22 protein-coding genes are annotated in these 26,536 nt (G+C 62.8%); 16 read left to right on the forward strand and 6 right to left on the reverse strand.

From position 1 onward, the window contains the following. Window positions 1-2: 2 nt before the first annotated feature. Window positions 3-1,676: a type IV secretory system conjugative DNA transfer family protein gene (locus AC1DMA_RS25245; protein WP_478127267.1), complete on the forward strand. Its 1,674-nt coding sequence runs from the start codon at window positions 3-5 to the stop codon at window positions 1,674-1,676. Here AC1DMA_RS25245 and AC1DMA_RS25250 read toward each other — a convergent pair. Further along, window positions 1,673-4,537 carry an aconitate hydratase gene (locus AC1DMA_RS25250; RefSeq protein WP_478127268.1) on the reverse strand — a complete coding sequence of 955 codons (2,865 nt, stop codon included), beginning with the start codon at window positions 4,535-4,537 and terminating at the stop codon, window positions 1,673-1,675. The genes AC1DMA_RS25245 and AC1DMA_RS25250 overlap by 4 nt on opposite strands. A gap of 146 nt (window positions 4,538-4,683) precedes the next feature. On the opposite strand from AC1DMA_RS25250, the gene AC1DMA_RS25255 reads away from it, so the two are divergent. Further along, window positions 4,684-5,511, forward strand: a complete 828-nt coding sequence (locus AC1DMA_RS25255; RefSeq protein WP_478127269.1) for a helix-turn-helix domain-containing protein — start codon at window positions 4,684-4,686, stop codon at window positions 5,509-5,511. Window positions 5,512-5,533: 22 nt separating this feature from the next. Here AC1DMA_RS25255 and AC1DMA_RS25260 read toward each other — a convergent pair whose 3' ends face one another. The 5 genes from AC1DMA_RS25260 to AC1DMA_RS25280 all read right to left on the reverse strand — a co-directional run bounded on the left by AC1DMA_RS25260 (window position 5,534) and on the right by AC1DMA_RS25280 (window position 11,560). Then, window positions 5,534-8,119, reverse strand: coding sequence for a bifunctional aconitate hydratase 2/2-methylisocitrate dehydratase (locus tag AC1DMA_RS25260; RefSeq protein WP_478127270.1), 2,586 nt, complete (start codon window positions 8,117-8,119; stop codon window positions 5,534-5,536). A gap of 72 nt (window positions 8,120-8,191) precedes the next feature. Further along, window positions 8,192-8,737 carry a hypothetical protein gene (locus AC1DMA_RS25265; protein WP_478127271.1) on the reverse strand — a complete coding sequence of 182 codons (546 nt, stop codon included), beginning with the start codon at window positions 8,735-8,737 and terminating at the stop codon, window positions 8,192-8,194. Window positions 8,738-8,763: 26 nt separating this feature from the next. Next, window positions 8,764-9,771, reverse strand: a complete 1,008-nt coding sequence (locus AC1DMA_RS25270; protein WP_478127272.1) for an HpcH/HpaI aldolase/citrate lyase family protein — start codon at window positions 9,769-9,771, stop codon at window positions 8,764-8,766. 10 nt (window positions 9,772-9,781) lie between these two features. Then, complete coding sequence (gene tam / locus AC1DMA_RS25275; protein ID WP_478127273.1) at window positions 9,782-10,558, reverse strand: trans-aconitate 2-methyltransferase; 777 nt, start codon at window positions 10,556-10,558, stop codon at window positions 9,782-9,784. A 15-nt stretch (window positions 10,559-10,573) separates the two neighbouring features. Further along, window positions 10,574-11,560 (reverse strand): malate dehydrogenase, encoded by a 987-nt coding sequence (locus AC1DMA_RS25280; RefSeq protein WP_478127274.1) that lies wholly within the window; start codon window positions 11,558-11,560, stop codon window positions 10,574-10,576. Between the two features lie 189 nt (window positions 11,561-11,749). Between AC1DMA_RS25280 and AC1DMA_RS25285 the strand changes: the two genes are divergently transcribed. The 14 genes from AC1DMA_RS25285 to AC1DMA_RS25350 all read left to right on the forward strand — a co-directional run bounded on the left by AC1DMA_RS25285 (window position 11,750) and on the right by AC1DMA_RS25350 (window position 26,513). Next, window positions 11,750-12,511, forward strand: coding sequence for a GntR family transcriptional regulator (locus AC1DMA_RS25285; protein ID WP_478127275.1), 762 nt, complete (start codon window positions 11,750-11,752; stop codon window positions 12,509-12,511). Window positions 12,512-12,632: 121 nt separating this feature from the next. Next, complete coding sequence (sdhC, locus tag AC1DMA_RS25290) at window positions 12,633-13,076, forward strand: succinate dehydrogenase, cytochrome b556 subunit (protein ID WP_478127276.1); 444 nt, start codon at window positions 12,633-12,635, stop codon at window positions 13,074-13,076. 13 nt (window positions 13,077-13,089) lie between these two features. After that, window positions 13,090-13,455: a succinate dehydrogenase, hydrophobic membrane anchor protein gene (gene sdhD, locus AC1DMA_RS25295; protein ID WP_478127277.1), complete on the forward strand. Its 366-nt coding sequence runs from the start codon at window positions 13,090-13,092 to the stop codon at window positions 13,453-13,455. 87 nt (window positions 13,456-13,542) lie between these two features. After that, window positions 13,543-15,351 (forward strand): succinate dehydrogenase flavoprotein subunit, encoded by a 1,809-nt coding sequence (sdhA, locus tag AC1DMA_RS25300; RefSeq protein ID WP_478145846.1) that lies wholly within the window; start codon window positions 13,543-13,545, stop codon window positions 15,349-15,351. A 46-nt stretch (window positions 15,352-15,397) separates the two neighbouring features. Continuing rightward, entirely contained in the window at window positions 15,398-16,099 is a 702-nt protein-coding gene (locus AC1DMA_RS25305; protein ID WP_478145847.1) for a succinate dehydrogenase iron-sulfur subunit, read from the forward strand. A gap of 16 nt (window positions 16,100-16,115) precedes the next feature. After that, the gene (locus tag AC1DMA_RS25310; protein ID WP_478127280.1) at window positions 16,116-16,418 is read left to right on the forward strand and encodes an FAD assembly factor SdhE; all 303 of its coding nucleotides are present in this window, start codon (window positions 16,116-16,118) and stop codon (window positions 16,416-16,418) included. A 23-nt stretch (window positions 16,419-16,441) separates the two neighbouring features. After that, window positions 16,442-17,752, forward strand: coding sequence for a citrate synthase (gene gltA / locus AC1DMA_RS25315; protein ID WP_478127281.1), 1,311 nt, complete (start codon window positions 16,442-16,444; stop codon window positions 17,750-17,752). Between the two features lie 143 nt (window positions 17,753-17,895). Then, on the forward strand, window positions 17,896-18,036 hold the full coding sequence (locus AC1DMA_RS25320) for an entericidin A/B family lipoprotein (RefSeq protein WP_478127282.1): 141 nt from the start codon (window positions 17,896-17,898) through the stop codon (window positions 18,034-18,036). Between the two features lie 147 nt (window positions 18,037-18,183). Further along, on the forward strand, window positions 18,184-19,128 hold the full coding sequence (locus AC1DMA_RS25325) for a LysR substrate-binding domain-containing protein (RefSeq protein ID WP_478145848.1): 945 nt from the start codon (window positions 18,184-18,186) through the stop codon (window positions 19,126-19,128). Window positions 19,129-19,171: 43 nt separating this feature from the next. Beyond that, window positions 19,172-20,593: a 3-isopropylmalate dehydratase large subunit gene (leuC, locus tag AC1DMA_RS25330; RefSeq protein WP_478127284.1), complete on the forward strand. Its 1,422-nt coding sequence runs from the start codon at window positions 19,172-19,174 to the stop codon at window positions 20,591-20,593. 16 nt (window positions 20,594-20,609) lie between these two features. After that, window positions 20,610-21,260 carry a 3-isopropylmalate dehydratase small subunit gene (leuD, locus tag AC1DMA_RS25335; protein WP_478127285.1) on the forward strand — a complete coding sequence of 217 codons (651 nt, stop codon included), beginning with the start codon at window positions 20,610-20,612 and terminating at the stop codon, window positions 21,258-21,260. 43 nt (window positions 21,261-21,303) lie between these two features. Continuing rightward, window positions 21,304-22,392 (forward strand): 3-isopropylmalate dehydrogenase, encoded by a 1,089-nt coding sequence (leuB, locus tag AC1DMA_RS25340; protein ID WP_478127286.1) that lies wholly within the window; start codon window positions 21,304-21,306, stop codon window positions 22,390-22,392. A gap of 90 nt (window positions 22,393-22,482) precedes the next feature. Continuing rightward, window positions 22,483-23,625, forward strand: a complete 1,143-nt coding sequence (gene asd, locus AC1DMA_RS25345) for an aspartate-semialdehyde dehydrogenase (RefSeq protein ID WP_478127287.1) — start codon at window positions 22,483-22,485, stop codon at window positions 23,623-23,625. A 164-nt stretch (window positions 23,626-23,789) separates the two neighbouring features. Continuing rightward, entirely contained in the window at window positions 23,790-26,513 is a 2,724-nt protein-coding gene (locus AC1DMA_RS25350) for a motility hub landmark protein FimV (protein ID WP_478145849.1), read from the forward strand. Window positions 26,514-26,536: the final 23 nt, after the last annotated feature.

Consider the following 26,536-nt stretch of genomic DNA (forward strand, 5'->3'; position numbering starts at 1 on the left):
CCGTGAGCAAAACCAAATGGTGCTGGGCCATCGGCCTGACCTTGGCAGTTGCCGTGGCCGCCAGCTACTTGTCCGGCTTCATCGTGCTGATGTTGCTCCAACTCGGCACCGACGCGCTCCAGTGGAACACCTACCTCAGCTACGTCCGCGCGCTCGACCTTCCGGAGATGCGACCCTATGTCGACCGCGTCAGATGGGCCGGCTACGCGGGCTTCGGAATTCCGCTTGTTGCGTGGCTTGGCGCTTTGCTTCTGCTCGCCAGGAAAAAGCCGCCGTCCATTCACGGCGATGCGCGTTTCGCGGAAGCGGGCGACCTGAACAAAGCCGGCATGTTCAAACCGTCGAGCAACGGCATTCTTGTCGGCAAGTTCAAGGAAAGGCTGATCCGGCTCGGCGGGCAGCAGTTCGTGATCCTGGCCGCGCCGACGCGGTCGGGCAAGGGCGTCGGGGTCGTGATTCCGAATCTTCTTGACTACCAGGAGTCGGTGGTGGTCCTGGACATCAAGCAGGAAAACTTCGAGCTCACAAGCGGCTGGCGAGCCAGTCAGGGCCAGGAAGTTTTTCTGTTCAACCCGTTTGCGGAAGATCGGCGCACACATCGGTGGAACCCGCTGAGCTACGTTTCGAATGACCCAGCCTTCCGTGTGTCGGACCTGATGAGCATCGCAGCGATGCTCTATCCAGACGGCTCCGACGATCAGAAGTTCTGGGTCAGCCAGTCTCGCAATGCCTTCATGGCTTTCACTTTGTACCTGGTCGAGAAACTGGCCCTCGAGGCGATGCATGGATTGCCGCAGCAAGCAAATGCGACGCTAGGCTCCGTGTACCGGCTTTCCTCGGGCGACGGCACCGACCTGCGCAAGTACTACGAGTCGCTGTCGAATGAAGCCTTTCTCAGCGAGAACGCCAGGGCTGCGTTTTCAAATCTGCTGTCACAAGCCGATGAGACTTTCGCTTCGATCCTCGGCTCATTCAAGGAGCCACTCAACGCGTGGATCAATCCGGTATTGGATGCGGCGACCAGCACCAATGATTTTCTGCTGACCGATTTGCGCCGCAAGAAGATGACCATCTACATCGGCATCCAACCGAACAAGCTGGCGGAAAGCCGGCTCATCGTGAATCTCTTCTTCAGCCAGCTCATCAATCTCAACACGAGGGAGTTGCCGCAGAACAATCCGAGCCTGAAGCACCAATGCCTGCTGCTGATGGACGAGTTCACTTCGATCGGAAAGGTGGACATCATCGCCAACGCCGTCTCATACATGGCGGGCTACAACATCCGCCTTTTGCCGATCATCCAGAGCGTGGCTCAACTCGACGCCACCTATGGCAAGGAAGTCGCCCGCACCTTGATCACCAACCACGCCCTGCAGATCGTGTATGCGCCACGCGAGCAACAGGACGCCAACGACTATTCGGAAATGCTCGGCTACACCACTGTGCGCAAGGAAAACCTCACGCGAAGCCGCGGCGATGTTTCACGCGGTCAATCCGAGGAACGGCGCGCACTCATGCTTCCGCAGGAGCTGAAAGCGATGGGCCGGGACAAGGAAGTCTTCCTCTATGAAGGCATTCCTCATCCGGTGATGTGCGAGAAGATCCGCTACTACAAGGATCCACACTTCACGGCACGTCTGCTGCCGAAAGCGCCCGTCCCCGCTCTGGCGATCTAGGCCGCGAGCAGTTGCCGGAGCACGAATGGCAGGATGCCACCGTGCTTGTAGTAGTCCACCTCGATCGGCGTGTCGATGCGCAGGCGCACGGTCACCTCCTGGTGGCTGCCGTCCGAGCGATGCACGACAAGCTTGACGTCCATCTGCGGCTTGAGTTCGCCACCAATCACCACGTCGATCTTTTCTTCGCCAGTGAGTCCAAGGCTCTCCCAGGAATCAGCGCCGCGGAACTGCAACGGCAGTACGCCCATGCCGACCAGGTTGGCTCGGTGGATGCGCTCGAAACTGCGAGCCACCACCGCCTTGATGCCGAGCAGTTGCGTGCCCTTGGCCGCCCAATCACGCGAAGAGCCGGTGCCGTATTCCTCGCCACCAAAGATGATCGTCGGCACGCCTTGCGCGATGTACTTCATGGCGGCGTCATAGATGAACATCTTCTCGCCGCCCGGCTGGAAGAGCGTCACCCCGCCCTCTTCACGCGAGCCGTCGGGCCCGGCCGGGATCATGAGGTTCTTGATGCGCACGTTCGCGAAGGTGCCGCGCATCATCACGTCATGATTGCCCCGGCGTGAACCGTAGCTGTTGAAGTCCGCCTTCGACACGCCGTGCGCCTTGAGCCAGATCCCGGCCGGCGAGCTTTCCTTGATGGAACCCGCCGGCGAAATATGGTCGGTAGTGATCGAGTCACCGAAGAGCGCCATGATGCGCGCGCCCGTAAAGCCGGCGTCGGTCGCGTGCGGCTCCATCTTGAAACCCTCGAAGAACGGCGGCTCCGCGATGTAGGTGGATTCTGGCCAGTCGTAGACCTGCCCGGTCGTGCCCTTGATGCTGCTCCACAGCTTGCCGGGGTTCTCCTTGATCTGCTCGTAGTTCTTGCGGAAGGCCTTGGCGTTCATCGCGTAGGCCAGGTTCTCGTCGATCTCCCTCGCACTCGGCCAGATGTCGCCCAGATAGACGTCCTTCCCCTTGTGGCCCTTGCCGACCGGCTGCGTCATGAGGTCGACCATCACGTTGCCTGCAATCGCATAGGCCACCACCAATGGCGGCGACGCCAGGAAGTTGGCCTTGATGTTGGGATGGATGCGTGCCTCGAAATTGCGATTTCCGGACAGCACCGCGGCGCCGACAAGGTTGTTCTTGGTGATGACCTCGTTGATCTCCGGCGCCAGGTCACCCGCATTGCCGATGCAGGTCGTGCATCCGTAGCCCGCAAGATAGAAGCCCAGTTTCTCGAGGTACTGCAGCAGCCCTGCTTTTTCCAGATACTCGGTGACGATGCGCGAGCCGGGTGCCAACGAAGTCTTGACGTGGGGCTCGACGGTAAGACCGGCCTCCACCGCCTTCTTGGCGAGCAGTCCGGCAGCGAGCAGCACGCTCGGATTGGACGTGTTGGTGCAAGACGTGATCGCAGCGATGAGGACGTCGCCGTTGCCGATCGTGACCTTGCCCACAGGGTTCGTCGGCGCCGAGTCGCCAATGTGTGCAGCTTCCCGCGTGGTCCGGTTTGCCACCATTTCGAGATTCTGCCGAGGCGAGCCCGGCGTGGGGTCGACGTCCTGTTCGCCTGCTTCGCCATTCGTGGTCAGGGGATAGCGCACGTTCAGCGTATCGGCCGGCAGGTTGAATCCGTTGGCCTCGTTGGGCTTGCTGTAGAGCTCGGAGAACTTGGTGGCGAGGTGCCCGAGATCGATGCGGTCCTGCGGGCGTTTCGGGCCGGCGAGGCTGGGCGTCACAGTGCCGAGATCGAGCTTCACCACCTTGGTGTAGTTGAGCGCGCCAGGCGCGGGCATTCCGAAAAGCCCTTGCGCCTTGTAGTAGGCCTCGAAGCGCTCGACTTCTTCGTCGGTGCGGCCGGTGCCCTTGAAATAGGCCACCGTCATCTCGTCGACGGGAAAGAAGCCCATGGTCGCGCCGTATTCTGGCGCCATGTTGCCGATCGTCGCGCGGTCCGGCACCCCTATCGATGCAGCACCCGGGCCAAAGAACTCGACGAACTTGCCCACCACCTTCTCGCCACGCAGGATGGAAGTGACGTAGAGCACCAGATCGGTAGCGGTCACGCCCTCGCGCAACTTCCCGGTGAGCTCAAAGCCGACGACGTCCGGCGTCAGCATGTAGACCGGCTGGCCGAGCATCGCAGCCTCGGCCTCGATGCCGCCCACGCCCCAACCGACCACGCCGATACCGTTGATCATCGTCGTGTGGCTGTCGGTGCCGACCAGGGAATCAGGGTAGTACACGGGGGGATCGCCGTGGTCGCTGGCACTCTTGTAGACGCCGCGCGCAAAGTACTCGAGGTTGACCTGGTGGACGATGCCGAAGCCCGGCGGCACCACGCCGAAGGTGTCGAAGGCCTGCATCCCCCACTTCATGAACTGGTAGCGCTCGTTGTTGCGCTGGAACTCGAGCTTCATGTTGAGGTCGAGCGCCTTCGGCGTACCGTAGTAGTCCACCATGACCGAGTGGTCGACCACGAGATCCACCGGCACCAGCGGCTCGATGGTCTTGGGCGACTTGCCCAGCGTTTTTGCCACGCTGCGCATGGCCGCAAGATCGGCCAGGAGCGGCACGCCAGTGAAATCCTGCAGAACCACCCGCGTCACGACAAAGGGAATTTCCTCGGTGCGCTCCGCGTTGGGCGCCCAGTTGGCGAGCTGACTGACGTGTTCCGCCGTCACTTTCTGGCCGTCGCAGTTGCGCAGGACCGATTCGAGCACGATGCGGATCGAGACCGGCAGCTTTTCGACATTCGGGTACTGCTTGGCCAGTTCCTTGAGAGACCAGTACTTCCCGGCCTTGCCCGACGCGGTCTTGAAGGTTTTCAACATGGGGGCAAAGGCGTGAGCCAGTTCTTTGGCCATAGGGAAACTCCTGTGAATTCGTGGAAGCTCTCCAAAGATAGCAGGGTTCCATGACGTCGGCAGTAGTCCCAGGGCGCCAATCGCGCGGCTTTGCGATGACGTGAGAGGTCATGGCCGTTGCGCGCAGCTTCACTAGGATGGTGGCCATGAGCATCCACCACGCCTCCCCGACAGCGGCCGACCCGTTCGGCACTCATTTGCGCCATTGGCGCCAGCACCGTCGCCTGAGCCAGCTCGATCTGGCGAACGAGGCGCAGATTTCGACCCGCCACCTCAGTTATGTCGAAACCGGCCGTGCGGAGCCCAGCCGCGAAATGGTCCTGCGCCTGGCCGAACGGCTCGAAGTGCCGCTGCGAGAACGCAACGCGCTGCTGGTCGCCGCCGGTTACGCACCGATGTACCGGCAGCGCTCGCTGGACGACCCGGCGCTGGCCTCAGCCAAGCGGGCCGTCGAACTGGTCCTCAAAGGGCACGAACCGTTTCCCGCGCTGGCAATCGACCGGCACTGGAATCTCGTCGCGCACAACGCACTGGTGCCCTTCCTGATGGCAGGCGCTGCGCCGGAACTGCTCCAGGCCCCCATCAATGTCCTTCGACTCAGCCTTCACCCGGACGGCCTCGCCCCCCGGATCGCCAACCTGCGCCAGTGGCGAGCGCATCTGCTGGAGCGCCTTCAGCAGCAGATTGCCGCCACAGGCGACACCGCGCTATCGGCACTTCACGATGAGCTGGCCGGCTTTCCGCAACCTGAGGTCAGCCACGATGCCCCGGCGACCGGCGGCGAACTGGCAAACGTGGTGGTGCCCTTTCAGCTGGTGACGCCTGACGGCTTGCTGAGCTTTATCAGCACCACGACCATCTTCGGCACGCCGGTCGACGTGACGCTGCAGGAACTTGCCGTCGAATCGTTCTTTCCAGCGGATGCGCAGACTGCAAATGCCCTGGCTGCGCTCGCGGCGCAGCGGCCGGGCTGAATCGGCCCGGGCCGCCCGTCGATCAGGCTGCGACCGTCGCGGCGACTTCCTTGTAGTCGTCGATCTTGTCGAAGTTCAGGTACTGATAGATCTGCTTGCTGGAAGCATCGAGCACGCCGACATCGGTCATGTATTCCTCACGCGTAGGGATACGGCCCAGGCGCGAGCAGATCGCGGCGAGCTCTGCGCTGCCGAGATAGACATTGGTGTTCTTGCCCAGGCGGTTCGGGAAATTCCGCGTGCTGGTCGACATCACCGTCGCGCCTTCGCGCACCTGAGCCTGGTTGCCCATGCACAGCGAGCAGCCCGGCATTTCGGTGCGAGCACCGGCATTGCCGAACACGCCGTAGTGGCCTTCCTCGGTGAGCTGGTGCGCATCCATCTTGGTGGGCGGCGCGATCCACAGYTTGACCGGGATGTCGCGCTTGCCTTCGAGCAGCTTGGACGCAGCGCGGAAGTGGCCGATGTTCGTCATGCACGAGCCGATGAACACTTCGTCGATCTTTGCGCCGGCGACGTCGGACAGCGTCTTCACATCGTCCGGATCGTTCGGGCAGGCCACGATGGGTTCGTGGATGTCGGCCAGATCGATCTCGATCACGGCGGCGTAGTCGGCGTCGGCATCACCCTTGAGCAATTGCGGGTCCTTGAGCCATGCCTCTTGCGCGGCAATTCGGCGGCCCAGCGTGCGGGCGTCGGCATAGCCTTCGGCGATCATCCACTTCATCAGCGTGATGTTGCTGTTGATGTATTCGATGATCGGTTCCTTGTTCAGGTGCACCGTGCAACCGGCGGCCGAACGCTCCGCCGAGGCGTCACTCAGCTCGAACGCCTGCTCGACCTTGAGATCCGGCAAGCCCTCGATCTCGAGAATGCGGCCCGAGAAGATGTTCTTCTTGCCCTTCTTCTCGACCGTCAGCAGCCCTGACTTGATGGCGTAAAGCGGAATGGCATTGACGAGGTCGCGCAGCGTCACGCCCGGCTGCATCTTGCCCTTGAAGCGCACCAGCACCGATTCGGGCATGTCGAGCGGCATCACGCCCGTGGCGGCGGCAAAGGCCACGAGGCCCGAGCCGGCCGGAAAGCTGATGCCGATCGGAAAGCGCGTGTGGCTGTCGCCGCCCGTCCCCACCGTGTCCGGCGTCAGCAGGCGGTTGAGCCAGCTGTGGATCACGCCGTCGCCCGGACGCAGAGACACACCGCCGCGCGTAGAGATGAAGTCGGGCAGTTCGTGGTGCATCTTCACGTCCACCTTCTTGGGATAGGCAGCCGTGTGGCAGAACGATTGCATCACCAGGTCGGCGCTGAAGCCCAGGCACGCCAGGTCCTTCAGCTCGTCGCGGGTCATTGGGCCCGTGGTGTCCTGGCTGCCGACCGAGGTCATCTTCGGCTCGCAATAAGTGCCCGGGCGCACGCCCTGCCCCTCGGGCAGACCGCATGCACGCCCGACCATCTTCTGCGCGAGCGAAAAGCCCTTCTTGGTGTCCACCGGGCTGACCGGCAGGCGGAACAACGTGGAAACAGGCAGACCCAGCGCTTCGCGCGCCTTGGCCGTGAGGCCGCGGCCGATGATCAGCGGGATGCGCCCACCGGCACGCACTTCATCGAAGAGCACATCGCTCTTGACCTTGAATTCAGAGATGACCACGCCATTCTTCAGCGCCTTGCCTTCGTAGGGACGCAGCTCGACCACATCGCCCATTTCCATCTGGCTCACGTCCAGCTCGATCGGGAGTGCGCCGGCGTCTTCCATGGTGTTGTAGAAGATCGGCGCAATCTTGGTGCCCAGGCACACGCCGCCGAAGCGCTTGTTCGGGATGTAGGGAATGTCCTCGCCCGTAAACCACAGCACCGAATTGGTGGCGCTCTTGCGCGACGAACCCGTACCAACGACGTCGCCGACGTACGCGACCAGATGGCCCTTTTCCTTCAGCGATTCGATGAATTTGACGGGGCCGCGCTTGCCGTCTTCCTCGGGCTGGATGCCGGGACGCGCGTTCTTGAGCATCGCCAATGCGTGCATCGGGATGTCGGGACGGGTCGTGGCGTCCGGGGCGGGCGACAGATCGTCGGTGTTCGTTTCGCCGCTCACCTTGAAGACCGTCACGGTAAGGCTCTGGGGGACTTCGGGGCGGCTGGTGAACCATTCGGCATCGGCCCAGCTCTGGAGCACGGCCTTGGCATTGGCGTTGCCCTTGTCGGCCTTTTCCTGGACGTCATGGAATTGATCGAACATCAGGAGCGTCTTCTTGAGCCCCTCAGCGGCGACAGAACCCACTTCCGCATCGTCCAGCAGGTCGACCAATGGTCCGATGTTGTAGCCGCCGAGCATGGTGCCCAGCAGTTCCGTGGCGCGAGCGCGCGACAACAGCTTGCTCTTCTCAGTCCCATGTGCAACGGCAGCGAGATAGCTCGCCTTGACTTTGGCCGCGTCGTCCACGCCGGCAGGTACGCGATACGTCAGCAGATTGAGCAGGAACTCGGCTTCGGCGACGATCGGTGCCTTCATGAGCTCGATGAGTTCGGCGGTCTGCTTGGCGGTCAGCGGCAGCGGCGGGATGCCGAGCGCAGCGCGCTCGGCGACATGGTCAACGTAGGCTTGCAACATCTTTTCTTCTCCGGATACACAAATGGGTGGGCGGCTCCCGCTCGGGAAGCAAGAGCCGCGCCTTGGGGACTGCTACTTCTTCACGGGAGTCGCCGAATCAGCGCCTTCGAAGAGGCTCTTCGGCGGGTTCTTCTTCATGTCCTCAGCGACCTCGACCTGCTTGGCCGCCTGGCATTCGTCAGCCAGGCGCAAGCCCAGCTTCTGGCTCATCAGCATCGACTTGTTGCCAAGCTGCAGCCACATCGCTTCGGCACGCGGATCCTCCAGGCGGATTGCACCGGTGCGGCTTTCGACGGGGTGGAGGCGATAGCGCTTGCCGTCATGCGTCAGCGTGAAGAAGCCCGGCTTTTTCTCGTCGGCCTGGATGTTCACGCTGGCGCCGAGTTCGCACTTGATGGCGCCCGTGAAGACGCGTTCGGCGACCTTCAGGTCCTCGGGCGACAACGTCACGTCGGTTTCTTCGCTGATGGGCTGCTTTTCTTCCATCTTCTTGACGATCTTCTTCGGCAGCACCTTGTGGGTGATCTTCGACTTGGGTTTGGCCGGGGCGGTGGTCTGAGCCATAGCTGCCAGCGGCATTGCGAAGGCGGCAGCGGCAATCAGCGCGATTGTCTTCATGGTGTGATTCTTTCGGGGGTTGGGTTTCAGGGTGACGACGGGGCAAACCATGCCCGCGCCTCGCTTGGCAAGGTGCGGCCTGTGGCGTGCGCCCGTTCCAAGACCTGCCAGAAATGGCGGTAACTGGCGCGGTCATGCAATGTGCCATCGATGCTGACCGGCGCCCAAGCGGCATCGCTTGCGGCCGCGATTATTTTTGTAGCGATTTGAATCTGCCGATCATCGGGCGAAAACGCTTCGAGGATCGGGCGGATCTGGCTGGGGTGAATGCTCCACATGCGAGTGAAGCCGTACTCGTTGGCTGCTTTTTTGGCTGCTCCACGCATGGCTTCGATGTCGTTGAATTCGGTGACGACGCAATGCGAGGGCACTTTGCCGTGCGCGTGGGCGGCGGAAGCGATTTCAAGCTTGGCGCGCACCACCAGTGGATGAGTGAACTGGCCGGCAGCCCCCATGCCATCGGCCGGAATCGCACCGCCATGAGCGGACACGAAATCCATCAAGCCAAAGCTGAGCGACTGCACCCGCGAATGGGCTGCGATCTCGAATGAATGGTGAACGGCGAGCGGCGATTCGATCAACACGTGCAAAGGCAGTGCTTCGGCGCCGGCGGCATCGAGTGCTTCAACCGCCACGTGCACGTCTTCGATCGATTCGACCTTCGGCACCATCAGGTGGCTGAGCCGGTGGCCGGCGAGCCCCGCGATGGTGATCACGTCACCCGCAAAAGCCGGGTGATTGACCGGATGCACACGGACCCCGACTCGCATGGCCGGATCGGCAGCGAGCGCGAGTTCAGTGACCAGCGCCGCATGTTCCGCCTCGCCGCCAACAGGAGCGCCGTCCTCGCAATCCAGCGTGACGTCGAAGACGCAGGCGCCGAACTCCGCGGCCATCTCCGCCTGCAAGGCAAGGCTCTTGCGCATGCGCGCCTCGACTCCGCTGTAGTGATCGCAAACGGGCAGCACGACCGCGCCGGCCTGGGCGCCGAGGAGAACCTGGCGCGGATGAACAACTGACGAATCCGCGCTCATTCGTGCAACCTCATGCCTTTCGCCGCGCGACGATGAACATGCGCGGGAATGCAAGCAGCAAGCGGCCGTCGGCTCGCGGTGGGTATGAAGTCGCAATCCGGCGCTCGTATTCAGCCAGGTAACTGGCCTGCAGCTCCGGGGTCAGGCGGTCGACGAAAGGCTTGAGGCCGGTGCCGCGAACCCATTCGACGATGGACGCCGCGGAAGCCATCGGATGTTGATAGGCGGTACGCCAGACATCCACGTTTTCCGCGTCTGCGGCGAGGAGGTCGTAGTAGCCCTCAATGCCCAGCAGTTCCGTGCGCACCCTGTCCGCATCGCCGATGGCCTGCGCCCACGGCGCTTCGCCCGCGACCTCGCGCATCACGCGATGCGTAGGCTCCTGCCGGTTGTCGGGCATCTGGATCGCCAGAACGCCGCCTGGCGCCAACGCAGCGAAGAGCCTCGGAATGAGCGTCCCGTGATCAGGCACCCATTGAAGAGCCGCGTTCGCGTAGATGAGGTCGGGTGGCGACTCCGGCTGCCACGCGGAGATGTCGCTGAGCTCGAAGCGCGCCTGCGGCAGACGCTCGCGCGCACTCTTCAGCATGGCTTCGGAGTTGTCGGTCCCAACGACTTGCGCCGCCGGAAACCGATGCACCAGCAGCTCGGTGGAATTGCCCGGGCCGCAGCCGAGGTCGTATATGCGAGCGGCCTCTGTCAGAGGCACCCGCGCAAGCAGTTCCTGCGCGGGGCGCGTGCGCTCATCCTCGTATCGACGATAGAGCGCGGGGTTCCAGTCGAGCATGGCTGGCGTGCGTACTCAGAGCAGATGGGCGACGCCAGCCTGTTCGTCTTGCAGTTCCTTGAGCGTCTTGTTGATGCGCTCCTGGCTGAAAGCGTCGATCTCGAGTCCTTCGACCAGCTTGTATTCGCCGTTCTCGGTGGTGACCGGGAAACCGAAGATCACGTCCTTGGGGATGCCGTATTGGCCGTCGGACGGGATGCCCATCGTGACCCACTTGCCCTTCGAGCCCAAAGCCCAGTCGCGCATGTGGTCGATGGCGGCATTGGCCGCCGACGCAGCCGACGACAGGCCGCGCGCTTCGATGATCGCGGCGCCGCGCTTGCCGACGGTCGGCAGGAACACGTCGGCGTTCCAGACCTGGTCGTTGATCAGGTCCTTGACGCTCTTGCCGCCGACGGTGGCAAAGCGGTAGTCGGCGTACATCGTGGGCGAGTGGTTGCCCCAGACTGTGAGCTTCTCGATGTCGCCCACGGCCGTGCCGGTCTTGGCGGCGATCTGGCTGGCTGCGCGGTTGTGGTCGAGGCGCAGCATGGCGGTGAAATTCTTGCGCGGCAGGCTCGGTGCGCTCTTCATGGCGATGTACGCATTGGTGTTGGCAGGGTTGCCGACCACGAGCACCTTGACGTTGCGGCTCGCGACCTGGTCGAGCGCCTTGCCCTGGGCGGTAAAGATCTGGGCGTTGGCGGCCAGCAGGTCGGCGCGCTCCATGCCGGGTCCGCGTGGGCGAGCGCCTACCAGCAACGCGTAGTCGGCGTCCTTGAAGGCGACCAGCGGGTCACCCGTAGGGACCACGCCCGCGAGCAGCGGAAACGCGCAATCTTCCAGTTCCATGATGACGCCCTTGAGCGCCTTCTGGGCCTTCTCGTCGGGGATCTCGAGCAGTTGCAGGATGACCGGCTGGTCCTTGCCGAGCATTTCGCCGGAGGCGATGCGGAACAGCAGGGCGTAACCGATTTGGCCAGCGGCGCCGGTGACGGCAACGCGAACAGGCTTTTTGCTCATGGGAAAACTCCAGGAAATGGTGAAAACGGTGCATGGCCGCGGACTGCGGCCGCGAGGTCGGCCCGGACGATGGCGCCCTGGCTTCAGGCCGTCTGCGATTTTATGCCGATTTGAAGTAGCGATGGCGCCTGTCTTATGTCTTATATAAGATGTCGACCGCGCGGCGCCCCAGCCCTGCGATCGACTCTCATGACCACCACCCCCACTGCCATCGCGGATCTCTCGGCACCGTCGTTCAGCCCGCTCTATCAGCAGATCAAATCCTTGATCCTGCAGAGCCTGCACGCCGGCGAGTGGAAACCGGGGGAGCCGATCCCGAGCGAAATCGACCTTGCCGCGCGCTTCCGCGTCAGCCAAGGCACGGTGCGCAAGGCGATCGACGAGTTGGCTGCCGAAAACCTCGTTGTGCGTCGCCAGGGCAAGGGCACCTTCGTCGCGACCCATGCCGAACAACATGTCCAATACCGCTTCCTGAAGCTGGTGCCCGACAGCGGCGACGTCGACAGCGAAGGCCCCGCCCAGCGCGAAATCGTCGACTGCCGGCGTCAGCGCGCCACCGCCGACGTTGCACGCCTGCTGGCGCTTCGCACCGGCGATGCCGTGCTGCAAGTGCGGCGCGTGCTGGCCTACCGCGGTACGCCCACCATCCTCGAAGACCTCTGGCTACCCGGCGCGCCTTTCAAGGGACTCACGGCAGAGCGCCTCGCTGCATGGCACGGACCGATGTATTCATTGTTCGAGACCGAGTTCGGCGTTCGCATGGTCCGCGCCGAAGAAAAGATTCGCGCAGTGTTGCCCGACGCCGCGCAGGCCGCGCTACTCGCGGTGCCGGCTGCGACCCCGCTGCTCAGCGTCGAACGGGTCGCCCACACTTACCACGACACCCCGATGGAATTGCGCCGCGGCCTCTACAGGACCGACTCCCATCATTACCGCAACCAGCTCGGGTGATGTACCGTCCTACCCTCTCGCAAGCCGCGAGCAACACGCTTGTTGCATTGCAATAGAATTTTGAGTTGTTTGCATTTCTGCTACAGAGCAAGCCGCCCCTCGAAAAATTCCGAAAGTCCCCATGACAGAGCTGGCCACACCACCCCGACCGCGACGTGAATTCCGCAACATCAACGCCATCACCGACTTGACCACCTACCGGCTCCCTCCGGCCGGCGTGGTGTCGATCCTTCACCGCGTGAGCGGCGTGCTGTTGTTCCTGCTGATGCCTTTCATCATCTGGATGTTCGACACCTCCGTGTCTTCCGAGATCTCGTTCGCCCGCTTCAAAGCCGCCTTCAGCAGCGGCCTTGGTTTCGTGCCGGGCTGGTTCATCAAGCTCGTTGTGCTCGCGATGATCTGGGCTTACCTGCATCACTTCACCGCCGGCCTGCGCCATCTGTGGATGGATGTGAGCCACAAGGCCGTGAACAAGGATTTCGGCAAGAGCTCTGCCGTCGCCACGCTGGCGATCAGCATTCTGCTGACCATCGTCCTCGGCGCCAAGCTGTTCGGCCTCTACTGACAAGGAACATTCGATGTCTGTGAACTACGGCTCCAAGCGCACTGTTGTCGGTGCGCATTACGGTTTGTTCGATTGGCTCAGCCAGCGCATCACGGGCGCGCTGATGGCGATCTTCACCATCATCCTGCTGGCGCAGGTGATCTTCTCGCGAGGCCCGATCGGCTACGACCTTTGGGCTGGCATCTTTGCCGCGCAATGGATGAAGGTGCTTACCTTCGTCGTGATTGCATCGCTGCTCTATCACGTGTGGGTCGGCATGCGCGACGTCTGGATGGACTACGTCCGACCTGTCGGCATTCGCCTCTTGCTGCAAGTCTTCACGATGGTCTGGCTTCTGGCCTGCGCGGGCTGGGCCATTCAAGTGCTTTGGAGGCTGTGATGCCTCCAAGCTTTTCGTTTCACGTAACCGTTGTCCCCCGAGAGGGCGAGGCCTCCCTTCGGACGGCCCGGCAGGAGTCCTGACCCCATGACCTATACAAAAGAACAAATCACGAAGCGCAGGTTCGACGTCGTCATCATCGGCGCCGGCGGTTCCGGCATGCGCGCCTCGCTGCAATTGGCGCGTGCCGGCCTCAACGTGGCCGTGCTGTCCAAGGTATTTCCGACGCGCTCGCACACCGTCGCCGCGCAGGGCGGGGTCGGCGCCTCGCTCGGCAACATGAGCGAAGACAACTGGCACTATCACTTCTACGACACGATCAAGGGTTCCGACTGGCTCGGCGACCAGGACGCGATCGAATTCATGTGCCGTGAAGCTCCGAAGGTCGTCTACGAACTCGAACACTTCGGCATGCCGTTCGACCGCAATCCGGACGGCACGATCTACCAGCGCCCCTTCGGCGGGCACACGGCCAACTACGGCGAGAAACCTGTGCAGCGTGCCTGCGCGGCGGCTGACCGCACCGGCCATGCGATGCTGCATACGCTCTATCAAAAGAACGTCGAAGCTCGCACCCAGTTCTTCGTCGAATGGATGGCGCTGGACCTGATCCGTGACGCCGACGGCGACGTGGTCGGCGTCACCGCCCTCGAAATGGAAACCGGCGACCTGCACATCCTGCAGGCCAAGACGGTGCTGCTGGCCACCGGCGGCGCGGGACGCATCTTCGCGGCATCGACCAACGCATTCATCAACACCGGCGACGGACTGGGCATGGCCGCACGCGCTGGCATTCCCTTGCAGGACATGGAGTTCTGGCAGTTCCACCCGACCGGTGTGGCCGGCGCCGGCGTGCTGCTGACCGAAGGCTGCCGCGGCGAGGGCGCGATCCTGCTGAACAGCAACGGTGAGCGCTTCATGGAGCGCTACGCGCCAACCCTGAAGGACCTCGCACCCCGTGACTTCGTCTCGCGTTCGATGGACCAGGAGATCAAGGAAGGCCGAGGCTGCGGTCCCAACAAGGACTACGTGCTGCTGAAGCTCGATCACCTCGGCGCAGAAACGATCCACAAGCGCCTGCCCTCGGTGTATGAGATCGGCGTCAATTTCGCCAACGTCGACATCACCAAGGAGCCGATCCCGGTCGTGCCGACGATTCACTATCAGATGGGCGGCATTCCCACCAACATCAACGGCCAGGTCGTCGTCCAGCAAGGCGAGGACAACAGTGCCGTGGTCAATGGGCTCTATGCCGTCGGCGAATGCTCATGCGTGAGCGTGCACGGTGCCAACCGCCTGGGCACGAATTCGCTGCTCGACCTGCTGGTTTTCGGCCGCGCGGCCGGCAACCACATTGTCGAATTCAACGACAAGCTGAAGGAACACAAGCCGCTGCCGGCCGACTCCGCCGACCGCACCTTGGAGCGCCTCAACCAACTCGAACAATCCACCAGCGGCGAATACGCGCAGGACGTGGCCAACGAGATCCGCGCGGTCATGCAGCAGCACGCTGCGGTGTTTCGCAAGCAGGCGTCCATGGATGAAGGCGTCCAGAAGATCGCCGCGGTGCGCGAACGCGTTGCCGCCGTCACCCTCAAGGACAAGTCGCGGGTTTTCAACACGGCACGCATCGAGGCACTGGAAGTCGACAACCTGATCGAAGTCGCGCAGGCAACAATGGTTTCGGCCGCCGCACGCAAGGAATGCCGCGGCGCTCATACGGTCGAAGACTACGAGCGCCCGGCGGACGATCCCGTCGCGCCGCTCGGCCGGGACGACGTCAACTGGATGAAGCACACGCTTTGGTACAGCCAGGACAACCGCCTCTCGTACAAGCCCGTCAAGCTGCAGCCACTGACTGTCGACTCCGTGCCGCCCAAGGTCCGCACGTTCTGATATTCGACGATCAGCCTTTCCACGTCACAAGATCACAAGGCCCACGATGAAGCGCACATTTCAAATTTATCGCTACGACCCGGACAAGGACGCCAAGCCCTACATGCAAACCGTCGAGATCGAACTCGACGGTCACGAACGCATGCTGCTCGATGCGCTGATGAAGCTCAAGGCGCAGGACCCGAGCCTGTCATTCCGGCGCTCATGCCGCGAGGGCGTTTGCGGCTCGGACGCCATGAACATCAATGGCAAGAACGGCTTGGCCTGTCTCACCAACATGCTGACGCTCAAGGGCACGATCGTGCTGAAGCCTCTGCCCGGCCTGCCCGTCATCCGCGATCTGATCGTCGACATGACGCAGTTCTTCAAGCAGTACAACTCGATCAAACCGTATCTTCAGAACGACACGGTTCCGCCCGAAAAGGAACGCCTCCAGTCGCCGGAAGAGCGCGACGAGCTCAACGGGCTCTATGAGTGCATCCTCTGCGCGAGTTGCTCGACCAGTTGCCCCAGCTTCTGGTGGAATCCAGACAAGTTCGTCGGCCCGGCGGGACTGCTTCAGGCCTACCGCTTCATCGCGGACAGCCGAGACGAAGCCACTGGCGAGCGCCTCGACAACCTCGAAGACCCGTACCGCCTGTTCCGTTGCCACACGATCATGAATTGCGTGGACGTGTGCCCGAAGAGCCTGAACCCCACGAAGGCCATCGGCAAGATCAAGGAATTGATGGTGCGCCGCGCCATCTAAGCCAAGCCTGGACATCATGCAAGCCACGGACGACCTCAACCAGCCGATCAGCGAGCGAGCGCTGAGCAAGCTGAAATGGCGTTGTCGGCGCGGCTTGCTCGAAAACGACCTGTTCATTGCCCGCTTTTTCGAGCGGCACGAGGCAAGCCTGACCGTTGGGCAGGCGCAGGCACTGGAGACATTGATGGACCTGTCAGACAACGATCTGCTCGACCTTTTGCTTCGCCGAAAGGAGCCTGAGCCCGAACGGGCCGGGGCCGGAGTGATCGAACTGCTGCAGTTGATGCGCACTGATGGCGCGCAATTCCTATCTTCCTGAACATATCCATTGAAAGACCCGAAATGAAAGCATCCGAGACCAAGGCCACACTGTCATTCAGCAACGGCGGCCAAAACGTCGATCTACCCATCTACAAGGGAACGATGGGCCCCGACGTGATTGACATCCGCAAGCTGTACGCGCAGACGGGCATGTTCACCTACGACCCGGGCTTCATGTCGACGGCCTCGTGCGAATCCGCCATCACCTACATCGACGGCGACAAGGGCGAACTGCTCTATCGCGGCTATCCCATCGAGCAACTCGCGACCAACTGCGACTTCCTCGAAACCTGCCACCTGCTGCTGTACGGTGAGCTGCCCAACGCCGATCAAAAGGTGGGCTTCACGAAACTCGTGACCAACCACACGATGGTCAACGAGCAGATGCAGTTCTTCCTGCGAGGCTTCCGCCGTGATGCGCACCCAATGGCGATCATGACGGGCCTGGTGGGCGCGTTGTCGGCCTTCTATCACGACAGCACGGACATCAACAATCCGAAGCATCGCGAAATCGCCGCGATCCGCCTGATCGCCAAGATGCCGACCCTGGTCGCCATGGCTTACAAGTACACCGTGGGCCAGCCCTACATGTACCCGAAGAACGAACTCAGCTACGCGGGCAACTTCCTGCACATGATGTTCGCGACACCCTGCGAAGAGTACAAGGTCAGCCCCGTGCTCGAGCGCGCGCTCGACCGCATCTTCATCCTGCATGCAGACCACGAGCAGAACGCCTCGACCTCGACGGTGCGCCTGTGCGGCTCGTCGGGCACCAACCCGTTCGCGGCCATCGCAGCGGGCGTCGCCTGCCTCTGGGGCCCGGCGCATGGTGGCGCGAATGAAGCGGCACTCAATATGCTCTACGACATCCAGAAGGCTGGCGGCGTCGAAAAGATCGGCGAGTTCATCAAGCAGGTCAAGGACAAGAACTCCAACGTCAAGCTGATGGGCTTCGGGCATCGTGTCTACAAGAACTACGATCCGCGCGCCAAGCTGATGCAGGAAACCTGCAAGGAAGTCCTCGGCGAGTTGGGCCTTGAGAACGACCCATTGTTCAAACTGGCCATGGCGCTTGAAAAGATCGCTTTGGAAGACGAATACTTCGTGTCGCGCAAGCTCTACCCGAACGTGGACTTCTACTCGGGCATCGTGCAGCGCGCCATCGGCATTCCGGTGCCGCTCTTCACCGCCGTCTTTGCGCTGGCACGCACGGTCGGTTGGATTGCCCAGCTGAACGAAATGATCGGTGACCCGGACTACAAGATTGGCCGTCCGCGCCAGTTGTTCGAAGGCTCGCCCAAGCGCGACGTCAAGCCGATCACCCAACGCTGATTCCGGTTGGCCCTCAGCCAGGAAAGCTGCCTTCGGGCAGCTTTTTTGCGTTTCGGCTTACAGGATCGAATTCACCGGATCGGTAGCTTCGCGATCGGAGGGTCACTCCTTCATCCGTCAATTCGAATCCTAAGGAGTTCATCATGAAAAAGATCGCTGCACTGGTCGCCGTCACCTTCGCCTTCGTCTTTCCGCTCGCCGGCTGCAACACCATGAAGGGCGCGGGCCAAGATATACAGAAGGGTGGGCAAAAGATGGAAGACGCGGCGCAGAAGAAGCAATAGCGCAAAAGCAAACGCGAAGGCAATGCAAACAGATGCTGCGGCGCTCATCGCGCCGCGGCAATAAAGTCATCGCAGATCACGATGACCACGCATTGAAAACAGAGAGAAAATAGGGCTCACCATCTCTGAACGAGATGCCACAGCCCCATGAACTCCTCCGAACGCAGCTTCGCCCGCCGCATCGACCTGACGTCGCTGCAATTGTTCGTGGCCGTCTGCGAATTGGGCAGCATCGGACGGGCGGCAGAGCGCGAGTTCATCGCGGCCTCCGCCATCAGCAAGCGCCTGTCGGACCTCGAGGCCACCCTCGGCACTCCTCTCCTCTATCGGCATGCGCGCGGCGTCGACCTGACTCCCGCGGGCGAAAGCCTGCTCCATCACGCCAGATCGGTCCTCTACAGCCTTGAGAAGATGCAGGGCGAACTGAGCGAATACGCGGATGGCGTGCGCGGCCACGTGCGGGTTCACGCCAATATTTCCGCAATCGTCCAGTTTTTGCCGGAAGACCTCGGGGCCTTCGCGCGCGAGCACGACGCCATCAAGATCGACCTTGAAGAGCATCTCAGCAGCGAGGTGGTCCGGGCCGTGCACGAAGGCGCCGCCGACGTGGGCGTTTGCCATCTGCCAGAGGGCACGGGCGAACTGCAGAGTCTGCTCTATCGCAAGGACTCGCTGGTCTTGGTCGTCCCGGCGGGGCATCCGCTTGGCGTGAATCAAGCCGTTGATTTCGCGGACTCCCTGGATTTCGACCACGTCGGGCTGCACACCAACAGTTCCATCTACGTTGCCATGCACCAGGCCGCGCTTGCCGAAAATCGCACCATCAAGCTGCGCATTCACGTCACAGGACTCGATGCCATGTGCCGAATGATCGACAACGGGTTGGGCATTGGGGTCATGCCGTTTCGCGCTTTCGAACTCATGCAGGGCGGCATCGCCGGTGGCCTGAAAAGCATCGCGCTCAACGACGGATGGGCTGCACGCGAAATCCGCCTGATCGCGCGCGATTTCTCCACCTTGCCCGTAGCGGCCCGGACGCTCGTCAAACATCTGTACGCGCCTTCCGGGGCCTCTGACCAACTCGCCGCGTAGGCACCTCCGCACGACACAATCATCACCCACGAAAGAGACCACCATGGCACGCACGCTCTACGACAAGCTTTGGGACGAACACGTCGTCCATACGGAAGAAGACGGCACCGCGATCCTCTACATCGACCGTCACCTCGTCCATGAAGTGACCAGCCCCCAGGCGTTCGAAGGACTGCGCGAAGCCGGGCGAAAGCTGTGGCGCATCAGCTCTGTCGTGGCCACGGCCGATCACAACACGCCGACCACTCATTGGGAGCGCGGCTATGACGGCATCGCCGATCCGATCAGCAAGGAGCAGATCACCACGCTCGACACCAACATCAAGGAATTCGGCGCGGCCGCGTTCTTTCCGTTCCTGAGCAAGCGCCAGGGCATCGTGCACGTGATCGGCCCCGAATCCGGTGCCACGCTGCCGGGCATGACGGTCGTATGCGGCGACTCGCACACCTCCACGCACGGCGCGTTCGGCGCGCTCGCGCATGGCATTGGCACGAGCGAAGTCGAGCACGTCATGGCCACTCAGACGCTGCTCGCCAAGAAGGCGAAGAACATGCTCGTGAAGGTCGAGGGCAAACTGCCGCTGGGCTGCACGGCCAAGGACATCGTGCTCGCGATCATCGGCAAGATCGGCACCGCGGGCGGCACGGGCTACACCATCGAATTTGCCGGGTCCGCGATTCGCGACCTGAGCATGGAAGGCCGCATGACGGTGTGCAACATGGCGATCGAAGCCGGCGCGCGCGCCGGGCTGGTAGCCGTGGACCAAAAGACGATCGACTACGTCAAGGGACGTCCGCTCTCGCCCAATGGCGTCGAGTGGGACCAGGCCGTGGCCTACTGGAGCACGCTGCACTCCGATGCCGGCGCGCATTTCGACACCGTGGTCGAACTCGACGCAACGCAGATCAAGCCGCAGGTGACGTGGGGTACTTCGCCCGAGATGGTTGTGCCGGTGGACGGCCGCGTGCCCGATCCGGACAAGGAAAAGGACGCGAACAAGCGCGGCGCGATCGAACGCGCCCTCACCTACATGGGGTTGGAACCGAACAAGCCCATGAACGACATCCTTATCGACAAGGTGTTCATCGGCTCCTGCACCAACAGCCGCATCGAGGACATGCGCGAAGCCGCCGCCATGGTCAAGAAGCTGGGGCAGAAGGTCGCGAAGAACGTCAAGCTCGCGATGGTGGTTCCCGGGTCCGGCCTCGTGAAGGAGCAGGCCGAGCGAGAAGGCCTCGACCAGATCTTCAAGGCCGCAGGTTTCGAGTGGCGCGAACCGGGCTGTTCGATGTGCCTCGCGATGAATGCCGACCGCCTGGAGCCGGGCGAGCGCTGCGCGTCGACCAGCAACCGCAATTTCGAAGGACGCCAAGGCGCGGGTGGTCGCACCCATCTTGTCAGCCCGGCCATGGCCGCGGCCGCTGCCGTGCACGGCCATTTTGTCGACGTGCGTCAATTCGCCTGAACCAGGAGCACACACCATGCAGAAATTCACCGTGCACAAGGGCCTCGTGGCGCCGATGGACCGCGAGAACGTCGACACTGACGCCATCATTCCCAAGCAATTCCTGAAGTCGATCCGCAAGACCGGCTTCGGCCCCAACCTGTTCGATGCCTGGCGCTACCTGGACCCGGGCGAGCCGGGCCAGGACCCGAAGTCCCGCAAGCCGAATCCGGCTTTCGTGCTGAACCAGCCGCGCTACGCGGGCGCTTCGGTGCTGCTTGCGCGCAAGAACTTCGGCTGTGGGTCGTCCCGCGAGCACGCGCCGTGGGCGCTCGATCAATACGGCTTTCGCGCCATCATCGCGCCGAGCTATGCCGACATCTTCTTCAACAACAGCTTCAAGAATGGCCTGCTGCCGATCGTGCTGAGCGAATCGCAGGTCGCGCAGCTCTTTGACGAGACCTTCGCGTTTCCAGGCTACAGCCTGACGATCGACCTTGAACGCCAGGTCGTGGTCAAGCCGGACGGCGCCGAGATTCCGTTCGAAGTCCAGGCTTTCCGCAAGTACTGCCTGATCAATGGTCTGGACGACATCGGCCTCACCTTGCGCCACAAGGACAAGATCAAGGCTTTCGAAACAGAACGCCTGACCACGAAGCCTTGGCTGACTCATCAGCTGATCGCCTGACCCCTCACCGCCCCAAAACACAACCTCCGGAAGACAGACCTTCATGAAAATCGCAGTACTCCCCGGTGACGGCATAGGCACCGAGATCGTCGCCGAGGCACTCCGCGTCCTCGAAGCGCTTGACCTCTCATTTGAGACCGAATCGGCGCTTGTTGGTGGCGCAGCCTACGAGGCGCATGGACACCCGCTGCCCGAATCCACGCTCAAGCTTGCCAAAGAAGCCGACGCGGTTCTCTTCGGGGCCGTGGGCGATTGGAAATACGACAAACTCGAGCGCTCCCTGCGGCCGGAGCAGGCCATTCTTGGCTTGCGCAAGAACCTTGGCCTGTTCGCGAATTTTCGACCGGCGATTTGCTATGAGCAGCTAGTGGATGCGTCCAGCCTCAAGCCCGAACTGATCGCGGGGCTCGACATCCTCATCATCCGGGAACTCACTGGCGACATCTATTTCGGCCAGCCGCGCGGCCGCCGCACCGCAACCGACGGCCACTTCCCCGGCACCGAAGAAGCCTTCGACACCATGCGCTACTCGCGCCCGGAAGTCGAGCGCATCGCCCACGTGGCATTCCAGGCGGCGCGCAAGCGCAGCAAGCGCGTGACCAGCGTGGACAAGGCCAATGTGCTGGAGACTTTCCAGTTCTGGAAGGACATCGTGACCGAGGTCGGCAAGGAATATCCCGACGTCGAGCTCGACCACATGTACGTCGACAACGCGGCCATGCAATTGGTCAAGGCGCCCAAGAAGTTCGACGTGGTGGTCACCGGCAACATGTTCGGCGACATTCTTTCCGACGAAGCCGCGATGCTCACCGGCTCGATCGGCATGCTGCCCTCGGCGTCGCTGAACTCGAGCAATCAGGGCCTTTACGAGCCCAGCCACGGAAGTGCGCCAGACATCGCAGGCAAAGGGGTTGCCAACCCTTTGGCTACAATCTTGTCCGCTGCCATGATGCTCCGCTTTTCCCTGAACCAACCCGAGGCTGCCGACCGAATCGAGTCGGCGGTCAAGTACGTGCTGGCTCAGGGTTTGCGTACGGCAGACATATGGTCCGCTGGTACCACCAAGGTCGGAACCCGCGAAATGGGCGATGCTGTGGTGGCTGCCATCACCAAAAAGACGATTACCGGCTAACCGCAGCCCGATTCGTCACGCCCCTCCCCGGCTCTGACGAGCCGGGCGCAAAGAGAAGACAACTTTCTTTTTTCACAAGGGCAAACTGAAATGGCGAATGCAAATCAACCTCTTGTCGGCCTCGTAGGCTGGCGCGGCATGGTCGGCTCGGTCCTGATGGATCGCATGCAGGCCGAAGGCGACTTCGGACTGATCGAGCCGGTTTTCTTCTCGACTTCCAATGCAGGCGGCAAGGCCCCGGCAATGGCGAAGAACGAGACTACGCTGAAGGATGCCCATGACATCGATGCACTCAAGAAGTGCGACATCGTCATCACGGCCCAGGGCGGCGACTACACCACCGAAGTTTTCCCGAAGCTGCGCGCGGCTGGATGGAAGGGGCATTGGATCGATGCGGCGTCCACGCTGCGCATGAACGATGACGCAATCATCGTGCTCGATCCGGTCAATCTGCCCGTCATCGAAAACGCTCTGGCCAAGGGCGGCAAGAACTGGATCGGCGGCAATTGCACCGTCAGTTGCATGCTCATGGGGGTGGGTGCGCTCTACAAGGCAGGCTTGGTCGAGTGGATGACCAGCATGACCTACCAGGCAGCTTCCGGCGGTGGCGCGCAGCACATGCGCGAGTTGCTCACCCAGTTCGGCACGATCAATGCCGAAGTCCGCGCGCTCCTCGACGATCCGAAGTCTGCCATCCTCGAAATCGACCGCAAGGTACTCGCCAAGCAACAATCCCTCTCCGCGGCTGAAACGGCGAACTTCGGTGCGCCTCTCGGCGGCAGCCTCATCCCTTGGATCGACAAGGATCTGGGCGACGGCATGAGCAAGGAAGAATGGAAGGGCGGCGCCGAGACCAACAAGATCCTGGGCCAAGGCGCGGGCTTCGGAACGGCCGAGACCCCCGTAGACGGCTTTTGCGTGCGGATCGGTGCGATGCGCTGCCACAGCCAGGCGCTCACCTTCAAGCTCAAGAAGAACGTGTCCGTGGCTGACGTCGAGGCATTGATTGCTGCCGACAACCCGTGGGTCAAGGTCGTTCCGAACAATCGCGAAGCCACGGTCAAGGACCTGACGCCGGTTGCAGTCACCGGAACGATGTCGATCCCGGTTGGGCGCCTTCGCAAGCTGGCGATGGGCCCCGAATATCTCGGCGCATTCACCATCGGAGATCAACTGCTTTGGGGCGCGGCCGAACCGCTGCGCCGCATGCTGCGCATCCTTCTGGAAGCCTGAGCCGGCGCCAGCGCGTCCTCCGGGACGCGCGCCGTTGCTGCGCCGCAACGGGCGATGCATGACGAAGTTTGCACGCACTGGGTAGATAAGGCCTGTTGCCTTGTCACTGGGGGGTGTTGATGTTAACGTCCCCTTACACTTTGGGCCGAGCTGCCCCTTACAGCATGACACGACAACCGTTGACCGCGGCCCGCCTCTCGGCCACACGTCCCGCTCCGACGACCATCGGTCGTGGGCAGCTTTCAGTACTAAGTGCAGCTGTCGCGGTGGCCTTGGGGGCGTTCAGCGCCGACACGAGCGCCGTCACGCTGGGGCGCCTCAACATCCAATCAGCCCTCGGCGAACCACTTCGCGCTGAAGTCGAAGTTGCGGACATCACTCCAGCCGAAGCGGACGGCCTCAAAGTCAGCATCGCTTCGTCGGAAGCCTTCAAGGCAGCGGGAGTGCCCTATAACTCAGCGCTTTCCGACGTCCGTGTCGGCGTCCAGCGGCGGACTGATGGGCGCTACGTGGTGCGACTCACCAGCAACCGGCTGGTCAGCGAACCATTCATCGATCTGCTGCTGGAAGCCAACTGGAGTTCCGGACGAATCGTCCGCGACTACACGGTACTGCTCGATCCTCCTACCAGCCGCCAGGCAGCCGCGCCCGTTGCGCCAACGGCGCCACAGATCAGCGCGCGACCGCAATCCGCGGCACCCGTCGCGGTTCAGGCACCGCCGGTTCGCTCGCAGCGGCCCGCTGCGGCGCCGGTAGCACCTCCGGCGCCCGATGCGGTTCGCACGGGAACAGGCTCGGGATCCGGATCCGGATCCGGATCGGGAGACCAGCAGGTCACCGTGAAAGCAGGCGACACCGCGAGCAAGATTGCCGGCGCGTACAAGCCCGCCGACGTATCGCTCGACCAGATGCTGGTGGCGCTTCTACGCGCCAATCCCAACGCCTTCATCAATGGGAACGTCAATCGGATCAAGGCGGGCGCGGTGCTGGAAGTGCCAGGTGCTTCACAAGCCGAAGCGATTCCGCCGGGTGACGCCAAGCGCACTGTCGTCGCACAGAGCCGTGATTTCGGCGATTACCGCCGACGTCTTGCGGAAAACGCACCGGCGTCCCAGGTGGCCGATGCCAGCCGCCAGGCGACCGGCAAGCTGCAAGCCAATGTCGAAGATCGCAATGCAGCGAACGCCTCCAGCGACAAGCTGAAGATTTCGCAGGGCATCGCGGCGGGCCACGCCAGCGACGAGCAGATTGCCCAAGCCCGACAGGCACAGGAAAGCAACGCCCGCGTTGCCGAGTTGTCGAAGAACATCAGCGATCTGAACAAGCTGCAAGCTGCCGGCACCAATGCTTCGCCTGCCGCTGCCGCGAGTTCTGCTTCTGGCGTTCCAGCCGCGGCCACTGCTCCTGCTCCTGCTCCTGCCTCTGCTCCCGCCGCCACTGCGGCGCCAAGCGCTACAGCCACGCCCGCATCTCCCGCAGTTCCACCACTCGTCGCACCGACCTCTCCCGCGGCCGCCGTAGCCAGCACTTCCGCAGCAACCGCTCCTGCGCCTGCGGCAGGCGCAACGCCGGGCGCAGATGCTCCCGCACCGGCACCTGCACCGGCCGCCGCGGCCATACCGGCGCCGAAGGCGGCAAAGCCGGCTGCGCCCCCACCTGCCGAGCCAAGTTTCATGACGGAGTTGCTCGACAACCCTCTCATGGTTGGAGCGGCGGCGCTGATCGCCTTGCTGATCGGATTCCTGCTCTACCGAGTGCTTGGCCGCAAGCGCCGCGACGCTGGCGACAGCGTGTTCATCGAAAGCCGGATTCCCAAGGACTCCTTCTTCGGCGCCAGCGGAGGCGAATCGGTCGACACGAAGAATCGTGGGAATTCGGTCGTTTCGTCGCTGTCTTACTCGCCGAGCCAACTCGATGCCGGCGATGTCGATCCTGTCGCGGAAGCCGATGTCTACCTGGCCTACGGTCGCGATCTGCAAGCCGAGGAAATCCTGCGCGAGGCACTGCGTGCCAATCCCGAGCGCACCGCGATTCACCTCAAGTTGCTCGAGATCCACGCCAAGCGCCGTGACCTGCGCGCCTACGAAGCGCTCGCCGCAGACGTCCACAAGTTGACCGGCGGAGCCGGCACCGAATGGAACCGCGTGGTCGAACTCGGCAAAGAGCTGGATCCTGGCAACCCGTTGTACGAGTCGGGCAGCCGCGGCGTCTCCGCAGCGGAAGCGGCAGCCTTCGCTGGAACGCTTGCAGCGGCCTCGACGGCGCCGGCCCCCTTGGCCGCAAGCACCGCAGAACCGGCGGCAGCGCCGCCACCTGCCTTCGTTCCCTCCGTCGCACCGCTGGACTTCGACCTCGACTTGAGCAAGCCGCCGGCACCCGCCGCAACGGCGCCGGCGCCCATCAGCGCCACGCTTCCGCCCGTGCCGCCCCAGCCCATCCGCGAGATCCCTCGTGCGGTCCCGACCAACGGCGGCATGAACGGGCATGCCGCTCCAACGCAGGCACCGAAGCTCGATCTCGAGAACGACTTCGATACCGCTCCCGGTGCACTGGAGCCGATCACGCGCGCACCTTCATCGTCCGATGACGAGCGCACGCTGCCGGCGCCGCTGCGCGCCGGTTTACCCGCCGACTCCGGTTTCATCGAATTCGACATGAGTTCGCTGGCGGGCCTTTCCAGCCGGACGACCGGCGACACCGAACGCGGTCGCCTCGAAACCGTGGAGGAAAACGGCGAAGGTCCGCACGCGATCAAGCTCTCCCTGGCGCGCGAGCTCAAGGCCCTCGGCGACGTCGAAGGCGCTCGCTCGCTGGTGGAGGAAGTTGCCGCCGAAAGCTCCGGCGACGTCAAGGCCGAGGCCAAGCAGTTGCTCGGTCAGCTGCGCTGAGCGGCCGTGCGGCCGCCGCTCCC

The sequence above is a fragment of the Variovorax sp. 05N34 genome (assembly GCF_056397405.1).

What these genes read in the sequence shown, in the direction of transcription:
- AC1DMA_RS25250 (WP_478127268.1), bottom strand. Translation starts at nt 4,537, where the DNA reads ATGGCCAAAGAACTGGCTCACGCCTTTGCCCCCATGTTGAAAACCTTC.
- AC1DMA_RS25255 (WP_478127269.1), top strand. Translation starts at nt 4,684, where the DNA reads ATGAGCATCCACCACGCCTCCCCGACAGCGGCCGACCCGTTCGGCACT.
- AC1DMA_RS25265 (WP_478127271.1), bottom strand. Translation starts at nt 8,737, where the DNA reads ATGAAGACAATCGCGCTGATTGCCGCTGCCGCCTTCGCAATGCCGCTG.
- AC1DMA_RS25270 (WP_478127272.1), bottom strand. Translation starts at nt 9,771, where the DNA reads ATGAGCGCGGATTCGTCAGTTGTTCATCCGCGCCAGGTTCTCCTCGGC.
- tam (WP_478127273.1), bottom strand. Translation starts at nt 10,558, where the DNA reads ATGCTCGACTGGAACCCCGCGCTCTATCGTCGATACGAGGATGAGCGC.
- AC1DMA_RS25280 (WP_478127274.1), bottom strand. Translation starts at nt 11,560, where the DNA reads ATGAGCAAAAAGCCTGTTCGCGTTGCCGTCACCGGCGCCGCTGGCCAA.
- AC1DMA_RS25285 (WP_478127275.1), top strand. Translation starts at nt 11,750, where the DNA reads ATGACCACCACCCCCACTGCCATCGCGGATCTCTCGGCACCGTCGTTC.
- sdhC (WP_478127276.1), top strand. Translation starts at nt 12,633, where the DNA reads ATGACAGAGCTGGCCACACCACCCCGACCGCGACGTGAATTCCGCAAC.
- sdhD (WP_478127277.1), top strand. Translation starts at nt 13,090, where the DNA reads ATGTCTGTGAACTACGGCTCCAAGCGCACTGTTGTCGGTGCGCATTAC.
- sdhA (WP_478145846.1), top strand. Translation starts at nt 13,543, where the DNA reads ATGACCTATACAAAAGAACAAATCACGAAGCGCAGGTTCGACGTCGTC.
- AC1DMA_RS25305 (WP_478145847.1), top strand. Translation starts at nt 15,398, where the DNA reads ATGAAGCGCACATTTCAAATTTATCGCTACGACCCGGACAAGGACGCC.
- AC1DMA_RS25310 (WP_478127280.1), top strand. Translation starts at nt 16,116, where the DNA reads ATGCAAGCCACGGACGACCTCAACCAGCCGATCAGCGAGCGAGCGCTG.
- gltA (WP_478127281.1), top strand. Translation starts at nt 16,442, where the DNA reads ATGAAAGCATCCGAGACCAAGGCCACACTGTCATTCAGCAACGGCGGC.
- AC1DMA_RS25320 (WP_478127282.1), top strand. Translation starts at nt 17,896, where the DNA reads ATGAAAAAGATCGCTGCACTGGTCGCCGTCACCTTCGCCTTCGTCTTT.
- AC1DMA_RS25325 (WP_478145848.1), top strand. Translation starts at nt 18,184, where the DNA reads ATGAACTCCTCCGAACGCAGCTTCGCCCGCCGCATCGACCTGACGTCG.
- leuC (WP_478127284.1), top strand. Translation starts at nt 19,172, where the DNA reads ATGGCACGCACGCTCTACGACAAGCTTTGGGACGAACACGTCGTCCAT.
- leuD (WP_478127285.1), top strand. Translation starts at nt 20,610, where the DNA reads ATGCAGAAATTCACCGTGCACAAGGGCCTCGTGGCGCCGATGGACCGC.
- leuB (WP_478127286.1), top strand. Translation starts at nt 21,304, where the DNA reads ATGAAAATCGCAGTACTCCCCGGTGACGGCATAGGCACCGAGATCGTC.
- asd (WP_478127287.1), top strand. Translation starts at nt 22,483, where the DNA reads ATGGCGAATGCAAATCAACCTCTTGTCGGCCTCGTAGGCTGGCGCGGC.
- AC1DMA_RS25350 (WP_478145849.1), top strand. Translation starts at nt 23,790, where the DNA reads ATGACACGACAACCGTTGACCGCGGCCCGCCTCTCGGCCACACGTCCC.